Genomic DNA, 26,050 nt, shown 5'->3' with positions numbered 1-26,050 from the left:
GTGGAATTAAAATTAAATTCAATTTAAATGAAAAACTTACATAAAAATAAATCAACAGGTTTGGAAAACAAATCTGAAGAAGGGAAAAACAGTGCTGATAAAGAACAAAACGGAAGTGACAAAAAAAAAGAAGCTACTATCAAAACAGTAAATCCCGCCACTAACGAAGTGGTAAAGTCGTTTAAAGAAATGACAGAACAAGTAATTGAAGCTGCAATATTCGGTGCAGACAAAGCCTATCAGAATTGGAAAAAAACTTCCTTTGATGAGCGGGCAAATCTATTACATAAAGTTGCCTCGTTGATGCGTAAGAAAAAAGACACTCTGGCTAAACTGATTACTTTGGAGATGGGTAAACTGCTCAAAGAAAGCCAAGGTGAAATTGACTTGAGTGCCGATATCTTAGATTACTATGCCGATCATGGAGAAACTTTTCTTGCCGATAAAGTACTTGACCCGGAATATGGAGAGGCTATAATTCGAAATAGTCCCATTGGAGTATTGTTGGGTGTGATGCCCTGGAATTTCCCCTTTTATCAGGTAGCTCGTTTTGCGGCTCCCAACATTATGGTGGGCAATACTATATTGCTTAAACATGCCTCCAATGTACCACAATGTGCTGCTGCTATTGAAAAACTGTTCAAAGAAGCAGAAGCTCCTGAAGGACTATATACCAATTTATTCATCACTGGCAAACATGCATCAGCATTGGTTTCTGATAAAAGAATAAAAGGTGTTTCCTTAACAGGAAGTGAAGAAGCAGGTGCAAGCCTTGCCGAAGCTGCTGGAAAAAATCTTAAGAAATCTGTTCTGGAATTGGGTGGCAGTGATGCATTTATTGTTCTGGAAGATGCTGATATGGATAAAACCGTTGAATGGGCAGTGGTTGGCAGGATGAACAATACAGGTCAATGTTGTGTGGCCTCCAAGCGCTTTATTGTAGTAGAAGCTGTAGCCGATGAATTTCTGAAAAAATTTAAAGAAAAACTAAGCACATTAAAAGTTGGCGACCCGATGGACGAAAATACGCAGCTCGGACCTTTATCAAGCGAAGAAGCGGCAGTGCATATAGAAGATCAAGTGAAACGTTCTGTTGCATCAGGGGCAAAAATTTTATTGGGAGGAAAACGCATTGACCGCAAAGGTGCTTATATGGAAGCCACCATTCTTACCGATATAATACCAGGTGTGCCGGCTTACTATGAGGAATTGTTTGGACCAGTTGCTTCTTTTTATCGCGTAAAAGATGAAGCTGCAGCAATTGAACTCGCAAACGATTCCCCATTTGGATTAGGTGGCTCCATATTCACCAATGACATTGAACGTGGAAAGAAAGTTGCCGATCAGATAGATACCGGAATGGTATTTATCAATCACCCTACCTGGACCAAAGAGGACCTGCCCTTTGGCGGAACCAAACGTTCTGGTTACGGACGTGAACTTTCTGAGTTAGGGATACAGGAATTTGTAAATAAAAAACTGATTCGTGTAAGTGGATTATCAGATCCATTTTAAAAGTATGATATGACAAAACCGCGTACGAAGTAATGGCTTTTGTTATATTTTAATTTAAAGACAATAAATAAATAAAAGGTTAAAATGAAAGATAAAAGCGAAGTTATAATTGTTACGGGAAGCAGTGGTATGATAGGCTCGGGCTTAATTCATAAGCTGGCTGAAAAATACCATGTCGTTGGATTTGATCAAGATGGCTATCCCTTTCCGCCCGTAGAAGCAGAATGTGTATGTGTGGACCTCACCAGTGATGACCGAATGGCCTTTGCATTCGAAAGAATCCGCTACGCTTACGGCAACAAAATAGCCTCGGTTGTGCATCTCGCGGCTTATTATGATTTCTTAGGCGAACCCTCTGACCTGTATGATAAAGTGACCGTGAAAGGTACTGAGCGGATGCTGAAATACCTACAGGATTTTGAAGTGGAGCAATTCATTTTTTCAAGTAGCATGCTGGTTTATAAACCTTCCTCTCCAGGAGTTTTAATTACTGAAGACTCACCTTTGGAGCCTAAATGGGACTATCCGAAATCTAAAGTCACCACCGAAAAAGTAATGCACGAGAAACGGGGTAAAATTCCTGTAGTGATGATGCGTATAGCGGGTGTGTATAGTGAAGAGGGCAGTTCAATTCCCATCACTAATCAAGTTCAGCGCATCTATGAAAAACAACTCTCAGCTCGGCTCTATCCTGCCAATACGGCCCATGGCAGCACCTATGTACACCGCGATGATCTCCTCGATGCGATAGTCTTGACCATAGACAAGCGTAAAGACCTACAAGCAGAAGTTATCATTAATATTGGAGATGATGAGACCTTGACCTATCAGGAATTGCAGGACATTATCAGTACATCAATCTCTGGTAAAAAATCTCCTATTATCCATATTCCAAAGTGGTTTGCCAAAGCTGGGGCATTTGTGCAAAATCTATTTGGAAAAGCCTTTATAAAACCCTGGATGATCGACCTGGCCGATGACCATTTTGAGATGGACAGCTCCAGGGCTAAAAAGTTGTTGGGCTGGACACCCAAACACGGTTTGCGAGAGACCCTGCCCAAAATGGTTGAAAACTTAAAGGCCAATCCAAAGAAATTTTATCAGGTGAATAATTTGAATAAATAATAAGGATTGGAAATTCATTAACCCTAATCAAATCGTATTATGAAAAAAAATGATCCTTCCTCAATGTCCCATCAAGGTGATGAGGACAAATCTTCAAAAAAGATACAATACACTTGCTCCATGCACCCTGAAGTAGTAAGTGATCAGCCCGGAAAATGCCCTAAATGCGGAATGACACTAGTGAAAAAAGAAGAAGCAAAAAATGAAATGTCAGATCACAAAATGGAAGGGATGGGCACACGAGGTGTTACCCGGCCGATGATGGATATGGAAAAGCATGAAACTATGCATGGTCATGAACACATCGATAGTGGTGCCATGAAAATGAGTGCAGATGATCGCATGAAAATGCTGAAAGATCACCACAATCAAACGCTCTGGGTCTACTGGGTCATTGTGTTGTTGGGTTTTTGGATGATCGCTTCACCACTCACTTTTGATTATGGAAAAAATGTAGTAGAACCTGCTGGAGGAAGAGACGTATGGCTTTCCCTCAGTGATCGCATTGCCGCCATGTATTGGAGCGATATCATCAGTGGATTGTTACTGGTTATTTTTGGTTGGCGATCCCTTAAGCCTAATCGTCCTTATAGTGTTTGGATCACTTGTTTTATCGGAATATGGATCAGCATGGCTCCATTCATTTTTTGGGCACCAACTGCTGTAGCCTATTATAACGGCACCATGGTTGGGGTCTTAATTATTGCCTTATCCATCCTCATACCCGGCATGCCTAATATGATTAGCTTTATGAAAATGGGTGGCAATGTGCCCACCGGCTGGAGTTACAACCCCTCCAGCTGGCCACAGCGCTCTATTATGATTGGCCTGGCATTTATCGGGTGGCTGGCCTCCCGTTATTTGGGAGCATTTCAATTAGGCTATATAGATACCGTCTGGGATCCATTTTTTGGGAAAGGCACCTTAAACGTTTTGAACTCCGATATGTCGCATAGTTTTCCCATTTCAGATGCGGCCTTGGGCACGCTCGCCTACACCCTAGAATTTTTGATGGGATTTATGGGCGGTACTTCCCGATGGCGTACTATGCCGTGGATGGTCACCTTTTTTGGTATTTTGGTCATTCCACTAGGTTTTGTGAGTATATTCTTAGTGGTTTCCCAGCCACTTACTGTTGGCGCTTGGTGTGCTCTTTGCCTGTTTTCTGCCATTATTATGCTTCCTATGATTCCCTTGCAAATTGATGAGGTCATTGCTATGTGGCAGCACATGGTGCAGCGGAAACAAAAAGGGGATTCGTTATGGAAAGTATTTTGGAAAGGTGGTGATGCACTTTCTACTGAAAACGATCAACGTTCTCCTGAAATGGCAACATTTGTTGACAGCCCGTGGAGGGTATTCAAATCCTCAATATGGGGAATGACAGCTCCTTGGCAATTAACAGTTTCTGTAATTATTGGCTTTTGGTTGATGCTTTCCCCCAGTGTTTTCCGGATGGGAATAGAAACATCCGCCGCCAATCTGAATCACTTGGGAGGAGCACTCGTAATCGTTTTTGCTGTAGTGGCTATGGCTGAGGTACTTAGAAGTTTTCGCTATTTCAACGTGTTGTTAGGCCTGGCACTGGCAGTGATGCCATGGATGATTAAGGATAGCGATATGGCGCTTACGATAAGTAGTAGCCTAGCTGGGCTTTTCGTATTAGCTCTTTCCTTTTCAAAAGGGAAAATCAAAGAAACGTATGGCCTCTGGGATAAATATGTGGTGTAAAACAGATTTATTTGTGAATCTGGTAGGGCATTTACAAGCACTAATAAAGATTTAATAAAAAATAAAATAAATGTTTAACTCAATAAAATATAAAATTATGAAAACACTACTAATTATTTTATCCGCAATTGGGCTTTTTAGCTTAAACAGTTGCAAACAAGAAACAAATCCTCAAGCACTAATGGAAAGTCCTGAAACCCGCACAGAGGTTTTTAATACCATTACCCAGAATGACGATTATATGACCGAGTTTATGGAAAGCATGCACGGCAACCAACACTCAATGGAAATGATGCAGGGCAATCAGAAAATGATGGGTTCTATGATGCAAGGAGAAGGTATGCAAATGATGATGAAGGACAGTACAGCGATGCACTCAATGATGAACAGAATGATGAATGACGGGAAAATGATGGGCAGTATGCTGAAGATGATGCACGAAAAAGGAATGATGAGCAAGGATTGTATGGAATCCTGTTCGAAGATGATGAGCGAAAAAGGAATGGATATGATGGACAATATGGATACTCCAACAAAAAACGATCATAAAGAACATCACTAATTTATAACACATTAAAAATCTAAAACAATGAAAAACAATCACTGGATATGGATGGTCATCGGTTGTGGACTACCTCTTCTCTTCATCTTTTTAGCACCTTCATTAGGTATAAAAGGCGGTTCATCCCTCTTTATTTTTATCATTTTTATGTTCGCCATTCATCTGTTTATGCCACACGGGTCACATCAACACGGGGGTCATAATCCTTCTCAGCATAAACAAAATGAAGAAGCCAAGAGTGGCAAAAACGCACCATCCGACAAAACTGAAAAGCAGCACGAAGGACATCATCATTAAAAGTAAAAACAATGAAACATCCATGATTAATTTTTAAACACACAGAGGAATGTCTATTATGGATGTTCCATCTGTCCTTTAAAAAACAAATATTATAGACAGATGAAACAAAAATTTCAAATAAACGGAATCAGTTGTGGTGGATGTGTAGCAAGGGTCAAAAAGACTTTGGAAGAACACCCCAACATCGAAAAAGCAGAGATTTTCTTGGCACCAAAAGGAGCTACACGTATCACAATGAATGAAGCACTTTCGGTAGCCGAATTACAAAAGCAGCTTGATGAGCTCAAGGGCTATACTATAACAGAAATTAATAACAACTAAAAATCAAAATTATGCATTTTTACGACGGACATTTTGGAGGTATGCACCTCATATGGTGGATTATATGGATCATCTTAATCGCTTGGATATTCTTTATCCCAGCAGATATCCCATATCAAAAGACAAAGAAAGAAAGCCCACTGGATATCCTAAAAAAACGCTTTGCAAAAGGCGAAATATCCAAGGAAGAATTTGAGGATTCAAAAAAAATATTGAACTCAGAAAGCACTAAAAACCTTAATTCCTAAAAACTGATATTATGAATCACTACGGCGGTATGCATTATATATGGTGGATTGTCTGGATATTTTTCTTGGCCTGGGTATTTTTCATTCCCACAGACATCCCTTATCAAAAAACAAAAAAAGACAGCCCACTGGATATATTGAAAAATCGTTTTGCAAAAGGCGAAATATCCAAGGAAGATTATGAAGAATCCATAAAGATTTTAAAATCAGAAAACTAACACAAAATTATAAAACTATGTATCGATTAAACATAAAAAAACTCGGTTTTGCTTTCGGTCTTACAGGAACCTTAATTTATTTGGGCTGTATAATTGTAATGAAAACAGCAGGGCAAGAAGGAACAACTATCTTTTTTAACAGTCTTTTACATGGCTTGGATACTACCAGTATCATTAAAATGGACGTGCCTCTAATAGAAGTGTTAATGGGAATAGTACAAACTTTTATCCTTTGGTGGTTAATAGGGGCTTGTATTGGAGCTTTTTATAATGCGCAAATAAAAATTAAAAAATAGATAGACCTTATTAAAAATTATTATTCGCCTTCACTTTTAAAATGTACTGGTCAGGATTGTATGAACACCTACATTGGCGAAAACTTATACACTTAAATAAATCACATAATTAATTTAAAACTATATAAAATGAAACAAATTCCTTCAAATCAAGAAAACAGTAACGCACAAGTCGTTGCGATTAAAAACCCAATGGATAAAATTTATCGATTGGCCATTAGTGCGTTGATGCTTTTATTTCTATCACTATCGCTTCTATCCTGTAATGACAAGAAAAAAGAAGTTGGCAAAAGCACATCACAGGAAATTATTGAGGCATCCAAAATGACAGATGAAGCCGTTGCTTCCACCCAGAACTATGACATTGTTCCAACCGAAAAAGTGTGTATGGTCAACGATAGGTTTATGGGTGTGTCGCAAATACCTATAGACGTCAATGGAACTATCTACTACGGTTGTTGTGAAAATTGTGTTGAAAAACTACAGAAAAATATAGACGATGTCCGTTTTGGAAGCAATCCACTTACCGAAACAAAAGTAGATAAGGCTTCGGCGATTATTGTTCAGGACAAACGCAGCGGAAATGTTTTTTACTTCGCTTCCAAAGAAGATGCCCAAGTATTCATAAACAAGAATAAAGCATAGGATATCTCAATTAATAAACATTCAATTATGAAAATAGTATTAGCAATAGACGGTTCAGATTTCAGTAAAGTAGCTGTTAAGGAACTTGCAAAAATGACTTTGCCCATTGATAGTGAAGTTCATGTTATAAACGTATATGAGCATCCGGAAATGTCATCGCCGGAGCTCATTGCAACTACGGGATCTCTTCAAAGCTACTATCTAGAGTTTATAGCCAACGCACAAAAAATAGGAGAGAAAATTGTGTCCGAAGCTCTAACGGTATTAAAAGAAAAAAACAGCGCGCTTACTATAACAACAAGTGTTGTTAGTGGTCTTCCCAAAAAAGAAATTTTAGACAAGGCGGCATCTTTTGATGCAGATTTAATTGTTGTTGGTTCACAAGGTCAAGGAGCATTTTCACGCCTTTTATTGGGTTCAGTTTCACAATATTTAGCAACGCACGCCAAGTGTTCGGTAATGATCGTGAAAGAAAAGGATGAAAAGTAATTTATAGAGCACACCAATGCACCGAAAAAAGTCATAAACTAAAAGATAAGTTATGAAAGTCAACCACTCAAATAATATTATAAAAGAATCTACTCGCAAGATAATAGATAAAATCTTCCTACCAGATCCTGAATTGCCCGTATGGGCGTTATAGATGGAGGATGTCCAGGATATTATGGTTTTTTATAAAGACCCATAAAACATCTGATATCCATCGTCGTCTTTCTAAAAAAAATAGTGCTAGGTTATACTTAGGCGGTAAGCTCTGTTACTTATGAAAACAGCAACCGCCTGATTGTTAGAGATTTTAAAAAAAGAATATACATTATCAAAAACAGCCAATAAAGAAAATATCCAACACAAAATGCAAATGAAGACGACATTTACTTCCATACAAAGTCTGTTTAGTGCCACAACAAAAAGTCTTAACAACACAGGTATTGTACTTCTTATCACCGTTATTATTGCAATGGTGTGGGCTAATTCCCCTTGGCAAGAAATGTACCGCAGTTTAATGACAACGGACATCTCATTCGCTTTAGGTAGTTTTGAAATCTCTGAACCATTACTGCTCTGGATTAACGACGGGTTGATGGCCTTGTTCTTCCTACAGGTTGGATTGGAATTAAAACGTGAAATATTGGGCGGGAAACTATCGACTCCTCAAAATGCCATACTTCCTATCGGAGCTGCCATAGGCGGTATGGTGTTTCCTGCCCTAATATACTTTCTTTTCAATACCTCGGGCGAAGCTTCTCAAGGCTGGGGCATTCCTATGGCAACAGATATTGCTTTTTCATTGGGTGTATTGGTGCTTTTGGGAAAACGTTTGCCCATTGCTCTACGGGTATTTTTGGTAACACTCGCCGTTGTAGATGATTTAGGCGGTGTATTGGTAATTGCGCTGTTTTACACTTCTGGTATTTCTACTATGGATTTGTTTCACGGCCTACTGTTCTTTGGACTTCTGATCATCGGGAATTATGCTGGTATTAGAAAAACCTGGTTCTATGCTATTATAGGAATAGGCGGCGTTTGGTTGGCATTCTTCTTTTCAGGTATCCATCCCACAATAGCAGGTATCCTCACGGCAATAGCCATTCCGGGAAGAGCAAAAATTAATGAGGATACATTCCTGAAACATTTAAGCAATCTACACTCAAGATTTATAAAAATCAAACCCATAAAAGGAACACTTATTTCCAACGAGCAACTCGAAATATTGGAACAAATAAAAAAAACTAGTTCAGAAGCCGGAACCCCACTCCAAAAATTGGAAAAGTCGCTAAATCCTATCGTGAGTTTTATAGTATTACCACTTTTTGCACTTGCCAATGCGGGCATCCATCTACACGGAGAAGTCGGTAATGTATTGCTCAACCCAGTTAGTTTAGGCATCGCTACGGGATTGGTTTTTGGCAAATTTCTTGGCATTGTTTCTTTTACAAGATTATTCGTTGCATTAAAACTGGCAAAATTACCGGATAGGGTTACTTGGAATCAAATCTACGGCGTTGCATTTCTTGGAGGAATAGGCTTTACAATGTCAATATTCATCAACGAATTGGCATTTACAAACGAAGAATTTATTTATTCCGCAAAAGTGAGCATTCTTTTTTCTTCAATCGTAGCAGGAATTATCGGCTCCATCATTTTAATAAAAAGCTCCAAAAAATTAAAAATAACATAATAATGAAAGAGACCACAGGTAAAAACAATAAACTTTCACTAATAGGTTCCATATCTCTTGGCACTGGCGTAATGATTGGTGCTGGCATATTTGTGCTTATGGGACAAATAGCCGAGTTGGTGGGCGATTTATTCCCGATTGCTTTTATTGCAGGTGCCATTGTGGTAGGATTCAGTTCTTATTCCTATGTAAAATTCTCAAATGCTTTTCCTTCCTCTGGAGGTGTCGTGAAATTTTTAAATAAATCCTACGGGCCTGGAACCACGACCGGTGTTTTCTCCTTGTTGATGTATGTTTCCATGGTAATTTCAGAAAGTTTGGTAGCAGGTACTTTCGGAGCCTATACGCTTCGGTTGTTCCCAGAAAGTTTCGCTGGTTACGCATCCATTCTTGGTATTCTCCTTTTGGTAACGGCATATATCGTGAATATTTTAGGGAACAAAGTAATTGGAGCGACAGCCACCTTTACGGCAATTATTAAAGTTGCGGGTATAGCATTGCTTGCCATTGCTGGTCTTATAGTTTCTGGATTTGCAGATATTACCGGAAACTATATTCCAAAAAATACCGAAGCCTTGCCAAAGGGATTTGGCTTTGTAGCTGCATTGGCATTGGCAATCCTCGCCTATAAAGGATTTACAACAATCACGAATCAGGGAGGAGATATTAAAAACCCACACAAGAACCTTGGGAGATCCATTGTGTTTTCAATTCTTATCTGCACTGTCATATATGTAGCCTTGGCATTGGCTGTTGCAGGAGGTTTAAGCATTCCTGAAATAATCGAAGCAAAGGACTATGCCTTGGCAGCTGCCGCAAAACCCATTTTTGGGGAATGGGGTTCCTGGATTACCATCGCAATAGCAATTGTAGCGACAGTTTCAGGCGTCATCGCAAGTGTGTTTTCAGCATCACGCTTACTGGCAATGTTGAGCAATATGAAGCAGGTTCCATCTCTAAAAAAAATAGGAAACTTTAAAAATCCTGCACTCATATTCACAGTGGCTCTAGCTATTTTACTGACAGTGCTATTCGATTTAACAAGGATTGCTTCCATCGGTGCCATATTTTATCTCATTATGGATATCGCTATCCATTGGGGACTTTTCCGCCATCTTAAAGACGAAGTGAAATTTAAATCCATCATCCCGTTAATAGCCATTATAATGGATATTGCAGTGCTTACTGCCTTTCTTTATATCAAATATATGAACGATCCATTGGTGCTTATCGTTGCGGCAATTGGGATAATTCTAATGATTGCTGCAGAACGCTTTTTTATGATTTCGCATACTGACGATGAGGGGAATATGCCGATGGAAATGGAAACTACAAGTAACAAAGACAATAAAACATAATTAATAAAAATCAATTTACATGAAAAATATAGCAGTTATAGGATACGGAGTCATTGGAAAAAGGGTGGCCGATGCCATCAATCTACAAGACGATATGAAACTTTTAGGCGTGTGTGATGTTATTAGCGACTGGCGCATTCAAAACGCGGTAAGAAAAGAATATGATATTTACGCAGCCACTCAAGAAGCGGCCGATAAAATGAAGTCCGAAGGAATTTCAGTAAAAGGCAATATGCAGGAGCTTTTAGAAAAATCAGATCTTGTGGTGGATTGTACCCCTAAAAAAATTGCGGCTCAAAATGTTGCGATTTATAAAGAACAAAATATCAAATTTATTTTACAGGGAGGTGAAAAACACGAAACCACAGGCCATTCCTTTAGTGCTGAAAATAATTATGAATCTGCTATAAATCTAAACGCGACAAGAATTGTTTCCTGTAACACCACCTCTATTTTAAGAACATTAACTGCCCTGAAAACAGCCGATTTATTGGATTATGCCAGAGGTACACTTTTAAGAAGAGCTACAGATCCTTGGGAAAGCCATTTAGGAGGTATTATGAACACCATGGTTCCCGAAAGAGATATTCCGAGCCATCAAGGCCCTGACGCTCAAAGTGTCGATCCAGATTTGGATGTCATCACTTCAGCAGTAAAAGTGCCTGAAACCTTAAGCCATATGCACTACTGGAACGTGAAATTGAAAAAACAAACCACTAAGGAAGAAGTACTAAAGGCTTTTAAAACCTCCAGCCGTATTAAACTGATTCAATATGACCAAGGTTTGGTGTCCAACAATACCATTAAGGAAATGTTTCTGGATATGGGAAGGCCTTGGGGCGATATGTATGAAGTTGCCCTTTGGGAAGATATGCTGAAAGTAGTGGGCCATGAACTGTTCTATGCCTATGTGGTCGATAACCAAGCTATCGTAATCCCAGAGACCATCGATGCTATTCGTGCACTGACCGGAATTGAAAAAGATGGACATAAATCCATCGTTAAAACCAATAAAAGTTTAGGAATAAAATAAACTCAACTAATATGAAAACAAGTGAAAACATAACAGAACTCTTGGGAAAAAAAGCTTCCTTCTATTTGGATCACGTTTGTGAAAAAATAACCAAGGATGAATTGCAGACCCCAAGCAAGAACAGTCTTGACAAGGTATTTGGCAATAGTAACAGAAATCCGCAGGTACTGAGAAGTCTTACCCAATTATACAACCACGGAAATCTGGGAGGGACTGGATATTTAAGTATTCTTCCTATAGACCAGGGTATTGAGCATAGTGCAGCCTTTTCTTTCTATAAAAACCCCGATTATTTTGATCCGGAAAACATTATAAAACTCGCTATCGAAGCTGGTTGCAATGGTGTGGCATCTACTTTTGGAGTCTTGGGATTGAACGCCCGAAAATATGCCCATAAAATACCGTTTATAGTAAAGATCAACCATAACGAGCTCCTCACCTACCCCAATAAATATGACCAAACCCTATTTGGCAAGGTAAAAGCGGCGTGGGATATGGGTGCAGTTGCGGTGGGTGCAACAATTTATTTTGGTTCGGAGGAAAGCAACAGACAGCTTAAAGAAATAGCCGAAGCTTTTGAAGAAGCACACAATTTGGGTATGGCAACCATTTTATGGTGCTATACCCGTAACGAAGATTTTAAAAACGAAAAGGAAGATTTTCACGCAGCTGCCGATATAACAGGACAAGCCAATCATTTGGGCGTTACCATTCAAGCAGATATCATCAAACAAAAATTACCGACCAATAATTTCGGTTTCCAAGAAATAGGGTTTGGAAAATATGATGATGAAATGTACAAAACGCTTACCACAGACCATCCCATTGACCTATGCAGGTTGCAGGTAGCCAATTGCTATATGGGAAAAATAGGATTGATCAATTCAGGCGGTGGCTCTAAAGGCGAATCAGATTTGACCGAAGCGGTAACAACGGCTGTCATCAATAAAAGAGCTGGCGGTTCTGGGTTGATTATGGGAAGAAAGGCATTTCAAAAACCTTTCAGTGAGGGAATTGAGTTATTGCAAACCGTACAAAAAATATATTTGGAAGACAGCATCACGGTGGCCTAATTATAATCTAAAAATTGAAATGATTTTGAAAAAAATCAAGTATTCAAATACAACTAAAAATTAAGAAACTATGAAAAACATACTAGTACCTACAGACTTTTCAGAAAACTGTGCTAAAGCAGCCAATCTGGGGATTGCTATGGCAAAACTTTATAATTCGGAAATCCATTTTTTCCATTTGATAAAAACCCCCGTGGAATGGATCCATCTTGACAAGGAAAAGGAAAAACGGTACCCGGAAACGGTGAAACAAATAGGGAGTGCTAAAGCCTCTCTAAGGGAACTGGATAAAAAAGCGGAACGCGAAAAACTTGAATGCAGGACCTTTCTGGAATTTGATGGTGGACAGGCCAATATCCTTAAACATTCCGGCCATTTCCACCACGATTTTATTGTTACGGGAAGTAGCGGCACACGAGGCGGAGTACGTGAGTTACTGGGAAGCAACGTAGAGAAAATTGTGAGAAAAGCTGATGTCCCGGTAATTGTGGTTAAAGACCAGGAAGTGTCGTTTCCTTTCAAGGATATCGTTTTTGTTTCAGATTTTCTTCAAGATGTGAACGAAGCATTTAAGAAGGTTATTTCGATAGCTGAAAAATGTGGAGCGAATATCCATCTATTGAGAGTTAATACTCAGACTGATTTCAACAGTATTGATCAAGGTCTTAATCCCATCAATGAGTTCCTGAAAAAATTCCCCGATCTGGATAAGTATTCAATGCATGTCTATAATGAGCCTGACGTGGAAACTGGTATAAACAACTTTTTAAAGTACAAAAATGCCGATTTGATCGCTATGTGTACTAGCGGACGTACAGGTTTTTTAAGTCTGTTTTCCAAAAGTATTGCTGAAGGCGTAACCAATCATTCAGAATTACCCGTGATGACCATTAAAGTGTAACGATGAAAAAATCAGTTCTAATAAAAAAATATTCCGGTGAATACCAAGCTTTTGATGTCAACAAACTGATCAATTCACTGCGGCGCTCACAGGCAGATGAGGATATTGTTCAGGATATAGCCCGTATGGTACAAGAGCAGATTGAAGAAGGAATGACCACCAAAAAGATCTACCAATTGGCATTCAAGATGCTAAAGGGTAAATCACGTGTAAGTGCCTCAAAATACAAACTCAAAAAAGCCTTGATGGAACTGGGACCTACTGGTTATCCTTTTGAAAAATTGGTAGGAAAACTATTTACGCATGAAGGGTATATAACAAAAGTTGGTGTGATTGTACAGGGTAATTGTGTGCAGCACGAAGTAGATGTGATAGCTCAAAAAGACAACAACCATTATATGATTGAATGTAAATACCATAGCGATCAAGGACGATTTTGCAATGTAAAGATTCCGTTATATATCCATTCAAGATTTTTGGATGTAGAGAAACAATGGGAACATCAACAAGACCACGAATCAAAACTTCATAAAGGAGGCGTGTACACCAACACGCGTTTTACAACAGATGCAATACAGTACGGAAAATGTGTGGGAATGTTAATGACTAGTTGGGATTACCCTATGGGAAACGGTTTAAAAAATAGAATAGATAAGTTGGGATTACATCCGATAACGGCCTTAACAACTCTCACTAAAGCCGAAAAAACAAAGTTATTGGATAAAGGCATTGTGCTCTGTAAAGAGCTTTACGAAAACCCTACGCTATTGGAGCAGATGGAAATTGACAAAAAAAGACACAAAAAGATTTTAGAAGATTCAGAAGCGCTATGTAAAAGCACTTAATGATTAATGATAAAATGCTTAACAATCTTAAAACAGAACTTATGAAATGAGCCATAACAATTCTTGATACCAATCGAGATTTATAAAGGCGAATTACATATGACTGATAAATAACAATAAAATTTAAACAGATGAAAACTAGAGAATTGAAACCACAGGATAGCATAGATTTCGAACCATTTTACCAAGCCTTGGAGGATGACCCAAAACTACTTGAAGAGGCTCTTGAAATATTATTGGGGATGGTAAATTTTGAACCCAAATCCATAAAGAAGTTGGCGCTTCTTATCAAAGAAGATTCCCGTAATCTATACAATGAAATAGCGGAAATGAGCGCATCTAGCCAAGACAAAGGAAACACCACCTCTTGTTGTAGTGGACACTAAATAAATACTATAAAAATGAAAAACGCTAAAATAAACATCCACTTTTTGGGAGCAGCAGGTACAGTAACCGGCTCAAAATATTTAGTGGACACAGGAGATAAAAAAATACTGATAGACTGCGGACTTTTTCAAGGGCTAAAGGAATTACGCCTTAAAAACTGGGAATATCCGCCTGTGGAAGTTTCAGAAATTGATATGGTCTTGCTTACACACGGCCATTTGGACCACACAGGATATTTACCAAGACTGGTCAAACAAGGATTTAATGGCCCTATTTATGGTACCAATCCAACGTTGGATATTGCAAAAATCATTTTGAACGATAGTGCGAAAATTCAAGAACAAGAAGCCGAACGTGCCAATAAGGAAGGTTATTCAAAGCATAGTCCAGCAGAACCATTATACGACTTAAAAGATGTAGAAAAAACTGTTCCACATTTTAAGGGCATTCCACAAGCACAATGGATTCCGTTATTTGATGGTATAAGAGCTCGTTTCCAATACAACGGACATATTCTAGGTGCAACTTACATTGAGTTGGATATACACGGAAAACGTTTTGTCTTTTCAGGAGATATTGGAAGAGCGAACGATTTATTGCTCTATCCACCTCTGAAACCAAAAAAGGCGGATGTACTTTTCATTGAATCCACTTATGGTGGAAGGTTTCATCCGGATGAAGTGGAAGCACTTCCGCAGATTGAAAAATTGGTCAACGACACCATTAATAAAGGAGGAAGCTTATTCGTTCCAAGTTTTTCAGTAGAACGTGCCCAACTAATGATGCTGATTTTTTGGAAATTATTGAAAGCAAAGAAAATTCCAAAAGTTCAAATGATAATGGATAGCCCAATGGGGGCTAGTGTATTGGAATTGTTTCATCGCACGAGGGATTGGCACAGATTGGAAGATAATGAATGTGATGAAATGTGTTCACATTTTACGGTCGTAAGCAGTTATCGGGAAACTATGGAATTACGAACCGATAACAAACCAAAAATCGTGATTGCAGGAAGCGGAATGCTTACTGGCGGAAGAATGCTCAACTATCTCGAAACCCAGGCACAAAATTCAAACAACACTTTGCTCTTTGTGGGTTATCAGGCCGAAGGAACTCGGGGAAGAAAATTATTGGAAGGTGATAAGGAATTGAAAGTGTACGGAAAATGGGTGCCGTTTCATATGGAAGTTGCAGAAATTGAAGGACTGTCGGCACACGCAGACCACGCTGAACTTATGGATTGGATGGGCAAAATAAAAAATAAACCAGAGCGGATTTTTATTATACACGGTGAAAAAGAAGGTGCAGAAGCCCTACAGAAAGACATAAAGGAGATCTATGGCTGGGACGCTGAAATCCCGCAATTATATAGCATTGAAGAAATAGAATAGGTTTTGGAAATCCAGAAAATTGAAATATTATGGAACAACACGCGAATATATTAAAATACAAACATCTCGGTATTTATACCCAAAACGAAAACGTGGTGTATATGCATGAAGACTGCCACGTCTGTATTTCTGAAGGGTTTGAGGCACTCACAAGAATAAGAATATCATATGCCACCCACTCTATCGTGGCAAGCCTTAACATAATCAATTCAGATATGCTGTTGCCCAACGAAATCGGACTGTCTGATGCAGCGGCAAAAAAGTTGAATGTCTCCGAAAATGAAACCTTATATGTTTCGCACTTGGAACCTATTGAATCATTAAGCCACGTCAGGGCCAAAATATATAACCAAAAATTGGATTATTCAGCATTTAATGAAATCATAACCGATATCGTTGAAGGCGACTATTCCAACATCCACCTTTCTGCATTTATTACAGCCTGTGCTGGTGACCGATTGGATATTGACGAAATATCTGACCTTACCAAGGCAATGATAGCCTCTGGTAAGCAAATGAATTGGGACAAAGAAATCGTGGTAGATAAGCATTGCATTGGCGGATTACCTGGCAATAGAACCACACCATTAATAGTTGCCATCGTTGCCGCTTATGGGCTTACGATGCCCAAAACATCGTCACGAGCCATCACCTCTCCAGCCGGCACAGCAGATACTATGGAAGTAATGACCAATGTGGCGCTCTCTTTAGAAGAAATAAAGGCTGTAGTAGAAAAAGAAAGTGGATGTATCGTGTGGGGTGGCACGGCGCAATTAAGCCCTGCTGATGATATGCTTATTAAAATTGAAAAAGCCTTGGATATTGATAGCGAAGGTCAGCTCATCGCTTCGGTACTTTCCAAAAAAGCTGCGGCAGGATCCACACACGTCGTTATTGATATTCCTGTGGGCGAAACCGCCAAAGTACGCAGTACCGAAATGGCTCAGAAACTAAAAAATCATATGGAAACCGTGGGTAACGCTGTTGGGCTTAATGTGAAAGTTGTTATTACCGATGGTACGCAACCCGTTGGAAGAGGTATTGGTCCTACTTTAGAAGCCATCGATATATTAAAGGTTTTGAAAAATGAAGCTGATGCACCCAAAGACCTAGTGGAAAGAGCGTTGTTTTTGGCAGGGGAACTAATGGAACTTTCTGGAAAAGTTGAAAAAGGAAAAGGAAGGAGAACTGCACAAAAAGCACTCGAATCTGGAAAAGCTTATGAAAAATTTATCGCCATTTGTAAAGCCCAAGGCCGCTTTTCAAAACCTGTTTTAGCACCCTATAAAATCGAGATTAGAGCAGAAAATTCAGGAGTTTTAGAAAGGATTGATAACAGAAAGATTGCAAAACTTGCCAAACTTTCGGGTGCACCTCAATCTAAATCGGCAGGGATTCTTTTAAATATCCATTTGGAAGATATTATCAAAGAGAACCAATTACTATATACTATATACGCAGAATCCAATGGCGAACTTAACTATGCTATGGAGTATAAAAATAACCATAACGATATTATAACCATAATTTAAAAAAGACACTATGCAAACAATATTATTCAGCCTTCCCGGAAATGAAAAGCTCACAGAACTTTTGGCGAAGAAAATGGATGCCGAAGTGGGCAAAGCTACATTTCGAAAATTCCCGGATGGGGAATCCTATACGCGTATATTATCTGATGTAAAGGATAAATGTGTCGTATTGGTCTGCACCTTACACGAACCAGACGAAAAATTGTTACCACTCTATTTTATGAGTTATACCGCAAAATCGCTCGGCGCGATGTGTACCTGTTTGGTTGCACCATATCTCGCCTATATGCGTCAGGACAAAATATTTAATGAAGGTGAAGGCGTTACTTCTGGTTTTTTCGGGAAATTGATTTCAGGTTTCGCCGATAGTATTATCACTGTAGATCCTCACTTGCATAGGATAAGCTCTTTGGGCGAAGTCTATCACATCCCCAATAAGGTCATTCACGCAGCCAATGCTATTTCAGAATGGATAAAGGAAAATGTTGAAAACCCTGTTCTTATTGGCCCCGATTCTGAAAGTGAGCAATGGGTTTCTGAAGTTGCTAAAAATGCAGGTGTACCTTTTACTGTTTTACAGAAAGTGCGTCACGGCGACCGTGATGTGGAAGTCTCGGTTCCAGATGTAAATAAATACAAGGATGCCACACCTATTTTAGTGGATGATATTATTTCTACCGCGCGTACAATGATTGAAACTGTAAAGCATTTAAAAGAAGCGGGGATGAAACCTCCAATATTAGTTGGAATTCACGCTGTTTTTTCCGGTAATGCCTATCAGGACTTGCTCGATTCTGGAGTGAAAAAAATAGTAACTTGTAATACCATCCCCCATTCTTCAAATGCTATTGATTTGAGCGATATAATGGCAAAAGAAGTTGAAAAATTGATGCGTCACATATGAAAAAACAAAGCTTCATTCTATTTTTTCTTTTATTCAATCTTACAATGACTGGACAAACCGAAATGCTCATTGGGCAGGTTTCAGGCAGAATCGTAGTTCGGGAAAATTTTGATGAGGAAGGTGCTTTTTTAAACAAACAAACTTTTGAAGCGGGAAAAATTATTGAGAAAAATGGATATTATGAAATTGAGGTAATCACACAACTGTTTGACAAGGACAAAAAAACTACCGACAAATACACCACCACCTATCGCTGTAAACCTGATGAAGCCAGTATAATGGTAATGGCTTTTCCGTTTTCCAACCCAAAGTCAAAGGAAACTGAAATCAACACGACTTCAAAAAAATTTAAAGAATTATACGATTTGGATAACCTGGAGGATATTGAATTGGAAATGAGTTTTGATTCGGGCTTGTTAAATTTCTTTGGTTCAAAAAGCACGATAAAGATTTACGACCGGAAATTGGTGGATAATAAAACCAATCTTAAATCAAAAATTAATATTAAGGCCTATGCATGGGGAATTCGCATTAAGCAACTCAACTATACCGTTAACGAGAAATTAAATGGAAAAGGTTTATTGACCTTTCAGAAATTTACCGAAGTCGATGGTAGTTATTTTACAATGAACTATAAATAAGCCCATAATGGGCAATTAATAAAACAATCATGACCAACTATCAGAAAAGATCGAAGGGATGATCAAAAAAAATATCAGATGAAAAATTATGATACTCTTTCCGAAGCCATTAACACCCTAATAGACAAGGGCTACACTTATGATTTTAACCTGAAGTCTCACGTCCTGGAATGTGCCTCCTTAGAACTGGAAATCCATCCCGAAGATTTTGAAGTGGACAAAATATGCCGTTTTGAAGGAATGAGCAGTACCGATGACAATAGCATTTTATATGCTATTTCTTCCAAAAACGGCATCAAGGGTCTTTTGGTAGATGCTTACGGCGTGTATGCCGAAAATATTTCGGAAGCAATGCGGAAAAAATTACGATAACACTTAAATAGAACAATATGGACAATCACAAAGATCACAAGGACAAAATAAAGGACCACTCAAAGATGGACCACGGCAAAGAAAACCATTCAAAAATGGATCACTCAAAGATGGATCACAGCAAGGAAGATCATTCTAAAATGAACCATGGTAAAGATGACCACTCGGGTCACAATCCAGGGCACGGACAAATGGGACACGACCATCATAAAATGATGATTGCCGACTTTAGAAAACGGTTTTGGGTAACGCTTGTACTTACCATCCCAATACTGTTCTTCTCGCCCATGATTCAGGATTTTATCGGGTATGAGTTCCTGCTTCCAGGAAACCAATATATCCTATTTGCACTTTCCTCGGTGGTCTATTTCTATGGTGGCTGGCCGTTTTTAAAAGGATTCCTGTCTGAAGTCAAAAAAGCAGCACCCGGGATGATGACGCTTATTGCAATGGCTATCACAGTAGCTTATGTGTATAGCTCGGCTACGGTATTTGGTTTAAAAGGTGTCGACTTTTTCTGGGAACTGGCTACACTTATCGCTATTATGCTTGTAGGTCACTGGATAGAAATGAAAAGCGTACTTGGAGCGTCCAAAGCATTACAACTATTGGTAAGTATGATGCCGGCCGAAGCACATCGCGTAAAAGGAGATATCATTGAAGATATTTCATTGGAAGATTTATTAATAGATGACATCATTTTGGTCAAGCCCGGAGAGAAAGTTCCTGCCGATGGGATCATTATAGAAGGCTCAAGTTATTTAAACGAATCTATGCTTACCGGAGAATCGAAACCAGTAAAAAAAGAAGAAAAAGATAAAGTAATTGGAGGGTCCGTTAACGGTAATGGTAGCATAAAGGTTAAAGTAGAGCATACAGGAAAAGACAGCTACCTCAACAAAGTCATCAAAATGGTAGAGGAAGCTCAAAAAACCAAGTCCAAAATGCAAAACCTTTCCGACAGGGCAGCAAAATGGTTGACTTATATCGCCTTAGCTATTGGTTTTGGAACATTGGCAGTTTGGTTGATTTTAGGCTTCCCATTTGTATATGCATTGGAGCGGATGGTAACGGTTATGGTCATTGCTTGTCCACACGCACTTGGTCTTGCAATTCCGCTGGTAGTTGCCATTTCTACCGCAGTATCTGCACAAAACGGCTTGTTAATTAGGAATAGAACTGCCTTTGAGGAATCACGTAAAATTTCAGTGCTGCTTTTTGACAAAACTGGAACATTGACCAAAGGGGATTTTGGGGTTACCCGAATTGAATCTGTGAACACATCGTATTCAACCGAAGAAATTTTGCGACTCTCCAGTGCATTGGAACAAAGTTCTGAGCATCCAATTGCGGTCGGTATCATTAAGAAAGTGAAAGAAGATAATATGACCATCCCAAAACTTGAAAACTTTAACGCGATTACCGGCAAAGGCGTGGAGGCCAATGTAGAAGGTAAGCAAATAAAAGTAGTTAGCCCTGGTTATTTAAGAGATGAAAAAATCACTATTCCTGAAGATGCTTATAGTGATGCTGCTGAAACTGTTGTATTTGTATTAATTGATGGGCAACTAGCGGGATATATAGCCCTAGCTGATGAAATAAGACCAGAATCTGCCGAAGCTATCAAAATATTCAAAAAGAACAACATCAAAGTCTTGATGGCAACTGGAGATAATGAAATTACAGCAAAAGCGGTCAGCGATAAACTTGGTTTGGATGGCTATTATGCTGAAGTCTTACCACATCAAAAAGTAGAAATCGTTAAAGAATTGCAAGAAAAAGGGGAATTCGTGGCCATGACTGGAGATGGTGTAAACGACGCACCCGCCTTGGCACAAGCAAACGTTGGTATTGCCGTTGGTTCTGGTACAGATGTAGCTGCTGAAACAGCCGATATTATCTTGGTAAATAGCAATCCACAGGATATTGCCAATCTAATTTTATTCGGCAAGGCTACCTACAATAAAATGATTCAGAACTTAATATGGGCAACAGGATATAATGTCGTGGCCATTCCATTAGCTGCCGGCGTTCTATATTCTTCTGGGTTTGTATTAGGACCAGCAGTAGGAGCTGTATTTATGAGTTTAAGCACCATAATTGTGGCCATTAATGCGCAATTATTAAAGCGAAAAATTGGTAAAAAATAAATGAAAAGGAAAGAAAAACTCAACAGGATATTTTTAATCCTGTTGAGTTTATTTGTAGTGATGTTGGGCTATGGCATTTTATTACCAACCCTCCCCTACTATACCGAAAGATTAGCATTAAAAGAGAATCTCGATACCGATTCAATCAATTTCCATATTGGATTGCTCACAAGCATTTACCCATTTTTCCAGTTACTATTCGTGGTGGTTTGGGGAAAGCTTTCAGATAAATATGGTCGCAAACCTATTATTATTTGTGGTCTGGTGGGATTTGTAATTATGCAATTACTTACTGGTCTTGCCACGTCCTTGACAATGCTCTATATCGCCCGAATTTTTGGAGGTGTTTTTACATCTGCAGTTATTCCAGTAAGCAACGCCTATTTAAGCGATATTACTTCTGAAAAACGGAGAACAAAAATAATGGCTTGGTCTGGTGTTGCCATTAGCTCTGGGGTTATTTTTGGTCCTGTCATTGGTGGCTTTCTGTCACAAACTAACATTCATATAAAATATAGAATTGGTTTGCTACATTTAGACCGATTTTCTGTGCCATTTTTATTCGTTGCCTTACTAGGGTTGATAGTCCTATTCGTTGTTATGAAATGGCTTAAAAACACAGCTCGTGCACATAAATTTACAACACAAAAAGCAAGTTTACGTTTCACATTTACTAAATATTTTATAGTATTACTAGTGCTATCGTTTATCATCCAATTTGTGGTGACGCTATTTGAAACTGTCTTTTCAATCTATGGTAAAGATGAATTGGGATTTAACAGTAATCAAGTTGGTTTTGGTTTTATGCTTTGTGGTTCAATAATGGCTGTTTTACAGCCTGTATTTGCAACTTACGGAGAGAAGCTTCTATCCACAAAGAAACAAATTGCTCTAGGATTATTTATATCCGGGTTATCCTTAATTGCCTTTCCATTTTTTAACAATGAATTTTTGGTCTATGGATTAATCGTTGTTTTTGCTGCTGGAGGTGCAATGGTAACACCAAATTTACTTTCTGCGGTTTCATTAATATCAAACAAAAATATTGGCAGGAACATTTCCATACAAAGTTCGACAAATAGTATTGGTCAGATTCTAGGGCCTATTTTAGGAACTTGGCTGATTACAGGCGGTTTTTACTATCCCTTCATAATTGCTGGAATCATTGTTTTGGTTGCTATGGGACTAGTTCATTTGTTGAAACGGCATAATAAAGTGATTAATTAAGGTCCATCTAACTTATATCCCAGCTCAAAATATTTTAGCTAATAAGTTTTTAATTACAATCAACTAATAATTTAAAACAGGAAACAATAAAAGCATAGAGATGCACAATAAATCAAAAACTAAAACACAGAGTAAAGTGGGTTTTAAAAATGTAACTGAAAACACAGAATATATTAAGCTAGTACATTCAGGAGAAGATTATTTTTTGAGACTAAAGGAAATAATTAACAAAGCAAAAAAAGACATTTATTTACAAACTTACATTTTTGAAAATGATGGCACTGGCAATACCATCGCCGAATGCCTGAAAAAGGCTGCTCTGAGAAACGTTAATGTTTATATTTTATTGGATGCCTATGGCAGTGCCTCACTTTCCGATGGTTTTGTTCAGGATTTACAGCAACACGGTATTCAACTGAGGTTTTTCTCTCCTTTATTTTCCCTAAATAATTTTTATATAGGTAGACGTATGCATCATAAAGTTGTTGTAGCCGATGGAAGTATGGCACTGATTGGTGGTATTAATATTGGTGATAAATATCATGGAAACAAGAATACCGAACCCTGGCTTGATTACGCAGTACAATTATATTGTCCTGCTGCAGAAGATTTACAAAAACTATGTCACGATTATTTCTTCAAAAAGGGAAGTTCTAGAAAAATACTACCAGTTTTACATTCTGCTGGTGATGCTCGTATTGGAGTTTTACAAAATGATTGGCTGCAAGGAAAAACAGAAGTTTGTGATGCCTACACAAGAGCTATTAATAATGCCGAAAAGGAAATAGTTATTGTAGCCTCGTATTTCTTGCCAGGAAGCAAATTGACAAAGGCATTGAAAAAAGCTAGTACCAAAGGAATAAAAACAAAAATAATTTTAGCAGGCATTAGCGATGTACCATTAGTGCGCAGAGCAACAGAACATTTGTATGCATCTTTACTTGGTCAAAATATTAAGATATATGAGTGGAACAAATCTGTAGTACATGGCAAAGCAGCTATGATAGATAACAAATGGTCTATTGTAGGCTCGTTTAATCTGAACAGTCTTAGCTGTTATGGAAGTATTGAAATGAACGTAGAAATTCAATCCGTCGAATTTGCTAAAAACCTTCACTCAAACTTTGAAAAGGTTATAAACGAGTGTAGTGAAATTACATTGGACACCCTTAGAGAAAGAACAGGGATGTTTAAAATTTTAACCGCTTGGGTTTCTTATCAAATTGTACGCACATCTATGCTTTTTCTCACTTTTATTCCACATCTAAGGTTTTAAAAAACTACAGGCTATAAAGTCTTGTCCACCGACATGTTATATGCTCAAAAGCTATATAACAATTTAAATCATGCGAAGATTGGGAAAAACAAGGACAAAATTGATAATCAAAACAGAACTTTAAAATAATTAAAAATCACACCTTCTAAGAAGGTGGCTTTAGATAGCCCCATAGCGGGCGAGAGGGGCATTGGTCAAAAACCAAACCTTTGTTGTTGATCCTCAATCCGCTTTTCTTCTTTCTCTTGGTATTAGACATGTTTTTTAATCATTTTCTCATCTAATCCAACGGTACTCACAAAATAACCACGAGCCCAAAAGTGATTGCGCCAATAAGGTTTCTTTTTCAGTTTGGGATAACTCTTGAACAGTTTTATCGCAGTCTTACCCTTTAAAGTAGCCATCAACTTTGAGATAGAAACTTTGGGTGGAACTGAAACCAACAAATGAATATGATCCTCTTGAACATGCAGCTCCTCAACCTCACACCTCTTCCATTCACAGAGCATTCTTATATCTTGCTCAACCAATTCCTGCTAACCAGGTGGGTTTTTAAGGTAAATTAAAATCCTTCTAAAACTATTTTACCTTTTGCCTTTCCTGTTTCTAGGAAAGCATGTGCTTTACGAAGATTTTCAGCATTAATAATTCCGAAATTTTCGCCTAAAGTAGTTTTAATGGTTCCGTTGTCTATGAGTGTAGACACTTCATTTAAAATGTTGTGTTGCTCTTGCATATCTTCTGTTTGAAACATGGATCTGGCAAACATAAATTCTATATGTGTTGAAACTGCTTTATGTTTAAAAGGCATGACGTTCATGGATTTAGGGTCATCAATAAATCCAAACTTACCTTGAGGTTTTATTACTTTTACAATCTCTTCTGCGTGCTGCTCGGTACCATTTAAACTTACCACGTAATCTGGGGCAGGAAGTTGATACTTTTCAAACTCTTCACTTAATTTATGTCTATGGTTAATGACTGAATCTGCACCCAATTCTTTCAACCAAGAGGTGGTTTCTTCTCTGGAAGCTGTGCCAATGATGTTCAGTTTTGTTAGCTTTTTAGCCAATTGAACTAAAATTGAACCTACACCACCAGCGGCACCAATAACTAAAAGAGATTTATTAGCATCGTCGGTAGTCACTTGTAGCCTATCAAATAATAGTTCCCAAGCGGTAAGTGTTGTCAATGGCAAGGCAGCAGCTTCCACAAAAGATATACTTGATGGTTTTTTACCCACAATACGTTCGTCTACTATTTGGTATTGTGCATAACTACCTTGCCGTGTAAAATCGCCAGCATACCAAACTTCATCTCCAACCTTAAATAAGCTAACATCTTCGCCAACTTCTTTTACAATTCCGGCTGCATCCCAACCAATAACTTTCCAGCCATCTCCTTCAACGGGCATTCCGGCTCGAACTTTATAATCGACTGGATTTACAGATATCGCCTTTATTTCTACTAATATATCTCTACCCATGGCTTTCGGTGTGTCTAACTCTATGTCTTGTAACGATTCAATATGTTCTATTGGAAGGTTTTTTTTGTATCCTATTGCTTTCATAGTACTATTTGTTTAATTACCAATTTTATTTACTTCAATATTTCTTTCGGTGTTTTGTGCGGTCTTTCGGTAGCCTTTTTAAAATCTGAACTTCTTGTAAACTTAAATGTTATGATTAATTATACTGAAAAATAAATATTCCACTACACAAAGGTTTCATAAACATTTTACCAACAAAATAGCTTTTGAATTTTTCAATCAAACTCTTCAGTGTTCTTCCATTCAAATCACCCTGGCACACAAGCGTTTC

At 38.3% G+C, this 26,050-nt stretch carries 28 protein-coding genes; 26 read left to right on the top strand and 2 right to left on the bottom strand.

Annotated features, from left to right (window positions below; translation table 11 throughout):
- Positions 1-27 precede the first annotated feature (27 nt).
- From JEM65_RS18285 to JEM65_RS18160, 26 genes are all read left to right on the top strand, one after another.
- Positions 28-1,515: an NAD-dependent succinate-semialdehyde dehydrogenase gene (locus JEM65_RS18285; protein ID WP_199602766.1), complete on the top strand. Its 1,488-nt coding sequence runs from the start codon at positions 28-30 to the stop codon at positions 1,513-1,515.
- Between the two features lie 84 nt (positions 1,516-1,599).
- Complete coding sequence (locus JEM65_RS18280) at positions 1,600-2,640, top strand: NAD-dependent epimerase/dehydratase family protein (RefSeq protein WP_199602765.1); 1,041 nt, start codon at positions 1,600-1,602, stop codon at positions 2,638-2,640.
- Between the two features lie 39 nt (positions 2,641-2,679).
- Positions 2,680-4,371, top strand: a complete 1,692-nt coding sequence (locus JEM65_RS18275) for a vitamin K epoxide reductase family protein (protein ID WP_233530730.1) — start codon at positions 2,680-2,682, stop codon at positions 4,369-4,371.
- A 97-nt stretch (positions 4,372-4,468) separates the two neighbouring features.
- Positions 4,469-4,933 carry a hypothetical protein gene (locus JEM65_RS18270; protein ID WP_199602764.1) on the top strand — a complete coding sequence of 155 codons (465 nt, stop codon included), beginning with the start codon at positions 4,469-4,471 and terminating at the stop codon, positions 4,931-4,933.
- A gap of 27 nt (positions 4,934-4,960) precedes the next feature.
- A complete protein-coding gene (locus JEM65_RS18265) occupies positions 4,961-5,230 on the top strand; it encodes a hypothetical protein (protein ID WP_199602763.1) in 270 nt (89 codons plus the stop codon).
- A gap of 102 nt (positions 5,231-5,332) precedes the next feature.
- The gene (locus tag JEM65_RS18260) at positions 5,333-5,554 is read left to right on the top strand and encodes a heavy-metal-associated domain-containing protein (RefSeq protein WP_199602762.1); all 222 of its coding nucleotides are present in this window, start codon (positions 5,333-5,335) and stop codon (positions 5,552-5,554) included.
- A gap of 11 nt (positions 5,555-5,565) precedes the next feature.
- Positions 5,566-5,802: an SHOCT domain-containing protein gene (locus JEM65_RS18255; RefSeq protein WP_199602761.1), complete on the top strand. Its 237-nt coding sequence runs from the start codon at positions 5,566-5,568 to the stop codon at positions 5,800-5,802.
- An 11-nt stretch (positions 5,803-5,813) separates the two neighbouring features.
- Positions 5,814-6,020 carry an SHOCT domain-containing protein gene (locus JEM65_RS18250; RefSeq protein WP_199602760.1) on the top strand — a complete coding sequence of 69 codons (207 nt, stop codon included), beginning with the start codon at positions 5,814-5,816 and terminating at the stop codon, positions 6,018-6,020.
- Positions 6,021-6,037: 17 nt separating this feature from the next.
- On the top strand, positions 6,038-6,316 hold the full coding sequence (locus JEM65_RS18245) for a DUF5676 family membrane protein (protein ID WP_199602759.1): 279 nt from the start codon (positions 6,038-6,040) through the stop codon (positions 6,314-6,316).
- A gap of 129 nt (positions 6,317-6,445) precedes the next feature.
- A complete protein-coding gene (locus JEM65_RS18240; protein ID WP_199602758.1) occupies positions 6,446-6,961 on the top strand; it encodes a hypothetical protein in 516 nt (171 codons plus the stop codon).
- Positions 6,962-6,988: 27 nt separating this feature from the next.
- A complete protein-coding gene (locus JEM65_RS18235; protein WP_199602756.1) occupies positions 6,989-7,450 on the top strand; it encodes a universal stress protein in 462 nt (153 codons plus the stop codon).
- A 370-nt stretch (positions 7,451-7,820) separates the two neighbouring features.
- The gene (nhaA, locus tag JEM65_RS18230; protein WP_199602755.1) at positions 7,821-9,140 is read left to right on the top strand and encodes a Na+/H+ antiporter NhaA; all 1,320 of its coding nucleotides are present in this window, start codon (positions 7,821-7,823) and stop codon (positions 9,138-9,140) included.
- 2 nt (positions 9,141-9,142) lie between these two features.
- A complete protein-coding gene (locus tag JEM65_RS18225; protein ID WP_199602753.1) occupies positions 9,143-10,498 on the top strand; it encodes an APC family permease in 1,356 nt (451 codons plus the stop codon).
- Between the two features lie 19 nt (positions 10,499-10,517).
- Positions 10,518-11,531: a type II glyceraldehyde-3-phosphate dehydrogenase gene (locus JEM65_RS18220; protein WP_199602752.1), complete on the top strand. Its 1,014-nt coding sequence runs from the start codon at positions 10,518-10,520 to the stop codon at positions 11,529-11,531.
- Positions 11,532-11,542: 11 nt separating this feature from the next.
- Positions 11,543-12,604 (top strand): class I fructose-bisphosphate aldolase, encoded by a 1,062-nt coding sequence (locus JEM65_RS18215; RefSeq protein WP_199602751.1) that lies wholly within the window; start codon positions 11,543-11,545, stop codon positions 12,602-12,604.
- Positions 12,605-12,674: 70 nt separating this feature from the next.
- The gene (locus JEM65_RS18210; RefSeq protein ID WP_199602750.1) at positions 12,675-13,505 is read left to right on the top strand and encodes a universal stress protein; all 831 of its coding nucleotides are present in this window, start codon (positions 12,675-12,677) and stop codon (positions 13,503-13,505) included.
- Positions 13,506-13,507: 2 nt separating this feature from the next.
- Positions 13,508-14,350, top strand: a complete 843-nt coding sequence (locus JEM65_RS18205; RefSeq protein WP_199602749.1) for a restriction endonuclease — start codon at positions 13,508-13,510, stop codon at positions 14,348-14,350.
- Between the two features lie 131 nt (positions 14,351-14,481).
- Positions 14,482-14,736, top strand: a complete 255-nt coding sequence (locus JEM65_RS18200) for a hypothetical protein (RefSeq protein WP_199602748.1) — start codon at positions 14,482-14,484, stop codon at positions 14,734-14,736.
- Positions 14,737-14,751: 15 nt separating this feature from the next.
- The gene (locus JEM65_RS18195) at positions 14,752-16,128 is read left to right on the top strand and encodes an MBL fold metallo-hydrolase RNA specificity domain-containing protein (RefSeq protein ID WP_199602746.1); all 1,377 of its coding nucleotides are present in this window, start codon (positions 14,752-14,754) and stop codon (positions 16,126-16,128) included.
- Positions 16,129-16,157: 29 nt separating this feature from the next.
- A complete protein-coding gene (locus JEM65_RS18190; protein ID WP_199602745.1) occupies positions 16,158-17,660 on the top strand; it encodes a thymidine phosphorylase family protein in 1,503 nt (500 codons plus the stop codon).
- Between the two features lie 10 nt (positions 17,661-17,670).
- Positions 17,671-18,564 (top strand): ribose-phosphate pyrophosphokinase, encoded by an 894-nt coding sequence (locus JEM65_RS18185; protein WP_199602744.1) that lies wholly within the window; start codon positions 17,671-17,673, stop codon positions 18,562-18,564.
- 44 nt (positions 18,565-18,608) lie between these two features.
- Positions 18,609-19,205 carry a hypothetical protein gene (locus tag JEM65_RS18180; protein ID WP_233530729.1) on the top strand — a complete coding sequence of 199 codons (597 nt, stop codon included), beginning with the start codon at positions 18,609-18,611 and terminating at the stop codon, positions 19,203-19,205.
- A 78-nt stretch (positions 19,206-19,283) separates the two neighbouring features.
- The gene (locus JEM65_RS18175; protein WP_199602742.1) at positions 19,284-19,577 is read left to right on the top strand and encodes a phosphoribosylpyrophosphate synthetase; all 294 of its coding nucleotides are present in this window, start codon (positions 19,284-19,286) and stop codon (positions 19,575-19,577) included.
- A gap of 17 nt (positions 19,578-19,594) precedes the next feature.
- On the top strand, positions 19,595-21,727 hold the full coding sequence (locus tag JEM65_RS18170; protein WP_199602741.1) for a copper-translocating P-type ATPase: 2,133 nt from the start codon (positions 19,595-19,597) through the stop codon (positions 21,725-21,727).
- Positions 21,728-22,954 carry an MFS transporter gene (locus JEM65_RS18165; RefSeq protein WP_199602740.1) on the top strand — a complete coding sequence of 409 codons (1,227 nt, stop codon included), beginning with the start codon at positions 21,728-21,730 and terminating at the stop codon, positions 22,952-22,954.
- A gap of 100 nt (positions 22,955-23,054) precedes the next feature.
- A complete protein-coding gene (locus JEM65_RS18160; protein ID WP_199602739.1) occupies positions 23,055-24,230 on the top strand; it encodes a phospholipase D-like domain-containing protein in 1,176 nt (391 codons plus the stop codon).
- A 251-nt stretch (positions 24,231-24,481) separates the two neighbouring features.
- Here the strand turns inward: JEM65_RS18160 and tnpA are convergent, their stop codons facing one another.
- Together tnpA and JEM65_RS18150 are read right to left on the bottom strand one after the other, a co-directional pair.
- Complete coding sequence (gene tnpA / locus JEM65_RS18155) at positions 24,482-24,760, bottom strand: IS200/IS605 family transposase (protein WP_199602737.1); 279 nt, start codon at positions 24,758-24,760, stop codon at positions 24,482-24,484.
- A gap of 32 nt (positions 24,761-24,792) precedes the next feature.
- Complete coding sequence (locus JEM65_RS18150) at positions 24,793-25,800, bottom strand: zinc-binding alcohol dehydrogenase family protein (protein WP_199602735.1); 1,008 nt, start codon at positions 25,798-25,800, stop codon at positions 24,793-24,795.
- Positions 25,801-26,050: the final 250 nt, after the last annotated feature.

Origin of the sequence: Gelidibacter salicanalis (assembly GCF_016469035.1) — a bacterium.
Lineage (GTDB): Bacteria > Bacteroidota > Bacteroidia > Flavobacteriales > Flavobacteriaceae > Gelidibacter > Gelidibacter salicanalis_A.
This window is presented reverse-complemented; position numbering and strand designations above follow the sequence as displayed.

Bases quoted from the DNA above. Each gene is read 5' to 3' on its own strand.
- JEM65_RS18285 (WP_199602766.1), top strand. From the start codon at position 28: ATGAAAAACTTACATAAAAATAAATCAACAGGTTTGGAAAACAAATCT.
- JEM65_RS18280 (WP_199602765.1), top strand. From the start codon at position 1,600: ATGAAAGATAAAAGCGAAGTTATAATTGTTACGGGAAGCAGTGGTATG.
- JEM65_RS18275 (WP_233530730.1), top strand. From the start codon at position 2,680: ATGAAAAAAAATGATCCTTCCTCAATGTCCCATCAAGGTGATGAGGAC.
- JEM65_RS18270 (WP_199602764.1), top strand. From the start codon at position 4,469: ATGAAAACACTACTAATTATTTTATCCGCAATTGGGCTTTTTAGCTTA.
- JEM65_RS18265 (WP_199602763.1), top strand. From the start codon at position 4,961: ATGAAAAACAATCACTGGATATGGATGGTCATCGGTTGTGGACTACCT.
- JEM65_RS18260 (WP_199602762.1), top strand. From the start codon at position 5,333: ATGAAACAAAAATTTCAAATAAACGGAATCAGTTGTGGTGGATGTGTA.
- JEM65_RS18255 (WP_199602761.1), top strand. From the start codon at position 5,566: ATGCATTTTTACGACGGACATTTTGGAGGTATGCACCTCATATGGTGG.
- JEM65_RS18250 (WP_199602760.1), top strand. From the start codon at position 5,814: ATGAATCACTACGGCGGTATGCATTATATATGGTGGATTGTCTGGATA.
- JEM65_RS18245 (WP_199602759.1), top strand. From the start codon at position 6,038: ATGTATCGATTAAACATAAAAAAACTCGGTTTTGCTTTCGGTCTTACA.
- JEM65_RS18240 (WP_199602758.1), top strand. From the start codon at position 6,446: ATGAAACAAATTCCTTCAAATCAAGAAAACAGTAACGCACAAGTCGTT.
- JEM65_RS18235 (WP_199602756.1), top strand. From the start codon at position 6,989: ATGAAAATAGTATTAGCAATAGACGGTTCAGATTTCAGTAAAGTAGCT.
- nhaA (WP_199602755.1), top strand. From the start codon at position 7,821: ATGAAGACGACATTTACTTCCATACAAAGTCTGTTTAGTGCCACAACA.
- JEM65_RS18225 (WP_199602753.1), top strand. From the start codon at position 9,143: ATGAAAGAGACCACAGGTAAAAACAATAAACTTTCACTAATAGGTTCC.
- JEM65_RS18220 (WP_199602752.1), top strand. From the start codon at position 10,518: ATGAAAAATATAGCAGTTATAGGATACGGAGTCATTGGAAAAAGGGTG.
- JEM65_RS18215 (WP_199602751.1), top strand. From the start codon at position 11,543: ATGAAAACAAGTGAAAACATAACAGAACTCTTGGGAAAAAAAGCTTCC.
- JEM65_RS18210 (WP_199602750.1), top strand. From the start codon at position 12,675: ATGAAAAACATACTAGTACCTACAGACTTTTCAGAAAACTGTGCTAAA.
- JEM65_RS18205 (WP_199602749.1), top strand. From the start codon at position 13,508: ATGAAAAAATCAGTTCTAATAAAAAAATATTCCGGTGAATACCAAGCT.
- JEM65_RS18200 (WP_199602748.1), top strand. From the start codon at position 14,482: ATGAAAACTAGAGAATTGAAACCACAGGATAGCATAGATTTCGAACCA.
- JEM65_RS18195 (WP_199602746.1), top strand. From the start codon at position 14,752: ATGAAAAACGCTAAAATAAACATCCACTTTTTGGGAGCAGCAGGTACA.
- JEM65_RS18190 (WP_199602745.1), top strand. From the start codon at position 16,158: ATGGAACAACACGCGAATATATTAAAATACAAACATCTCGGTATTTAT.
- JEM65_RS18185 (WP_199602744.1), top strand. From the start codon at position 17,671: ATGCAAACAATATTATTCAGCCTTCCCGGAAATGAAAAGCTCACAGAA.
- JEM65_RS18180 (WP_233530729.1), top strand. From the start codon at position 18,609: ATGACTGGACAAACCGAAATGCTCATTGGGCAGGTTTCAGGCAGAATC.
- JEM65_RS18175 (WP_199602742.1), top strand. From the start codon at position 19,284: ATGAAAAATTATGATACTCTTTCCGAAGCCATTAACACCCTAATAGAC.
- JEM65_RS18170 (WP_199602741.1), top strand. From the start codon at position 19,595: ATGGACAATCACAAAGATCACAAGGACAAAATAAAGGACCACTCAAAG.
- JEM65_RS18165 (WP_199602740.1), top strand. From the start codon at position 21,728: ATGAAAAGGAAAGAAAAACTCAACAGGATATTTTTAATCCTGTTGAGT.
- JEM65_RS18160 (WP_199602739.1), top strand. From the start codon at position 23,055: ATGCACAATAAATCAAAAACTAAAACACAGAGTAAAGTGGGTTTTAAA.
- JEM65_RS18150 (WP_199602735.1), bottom strand. From the start codon at position 25,800: ATGAAAGCAATAGGATACAAAAAAAACCTTCCAATAGAACATATTGAA.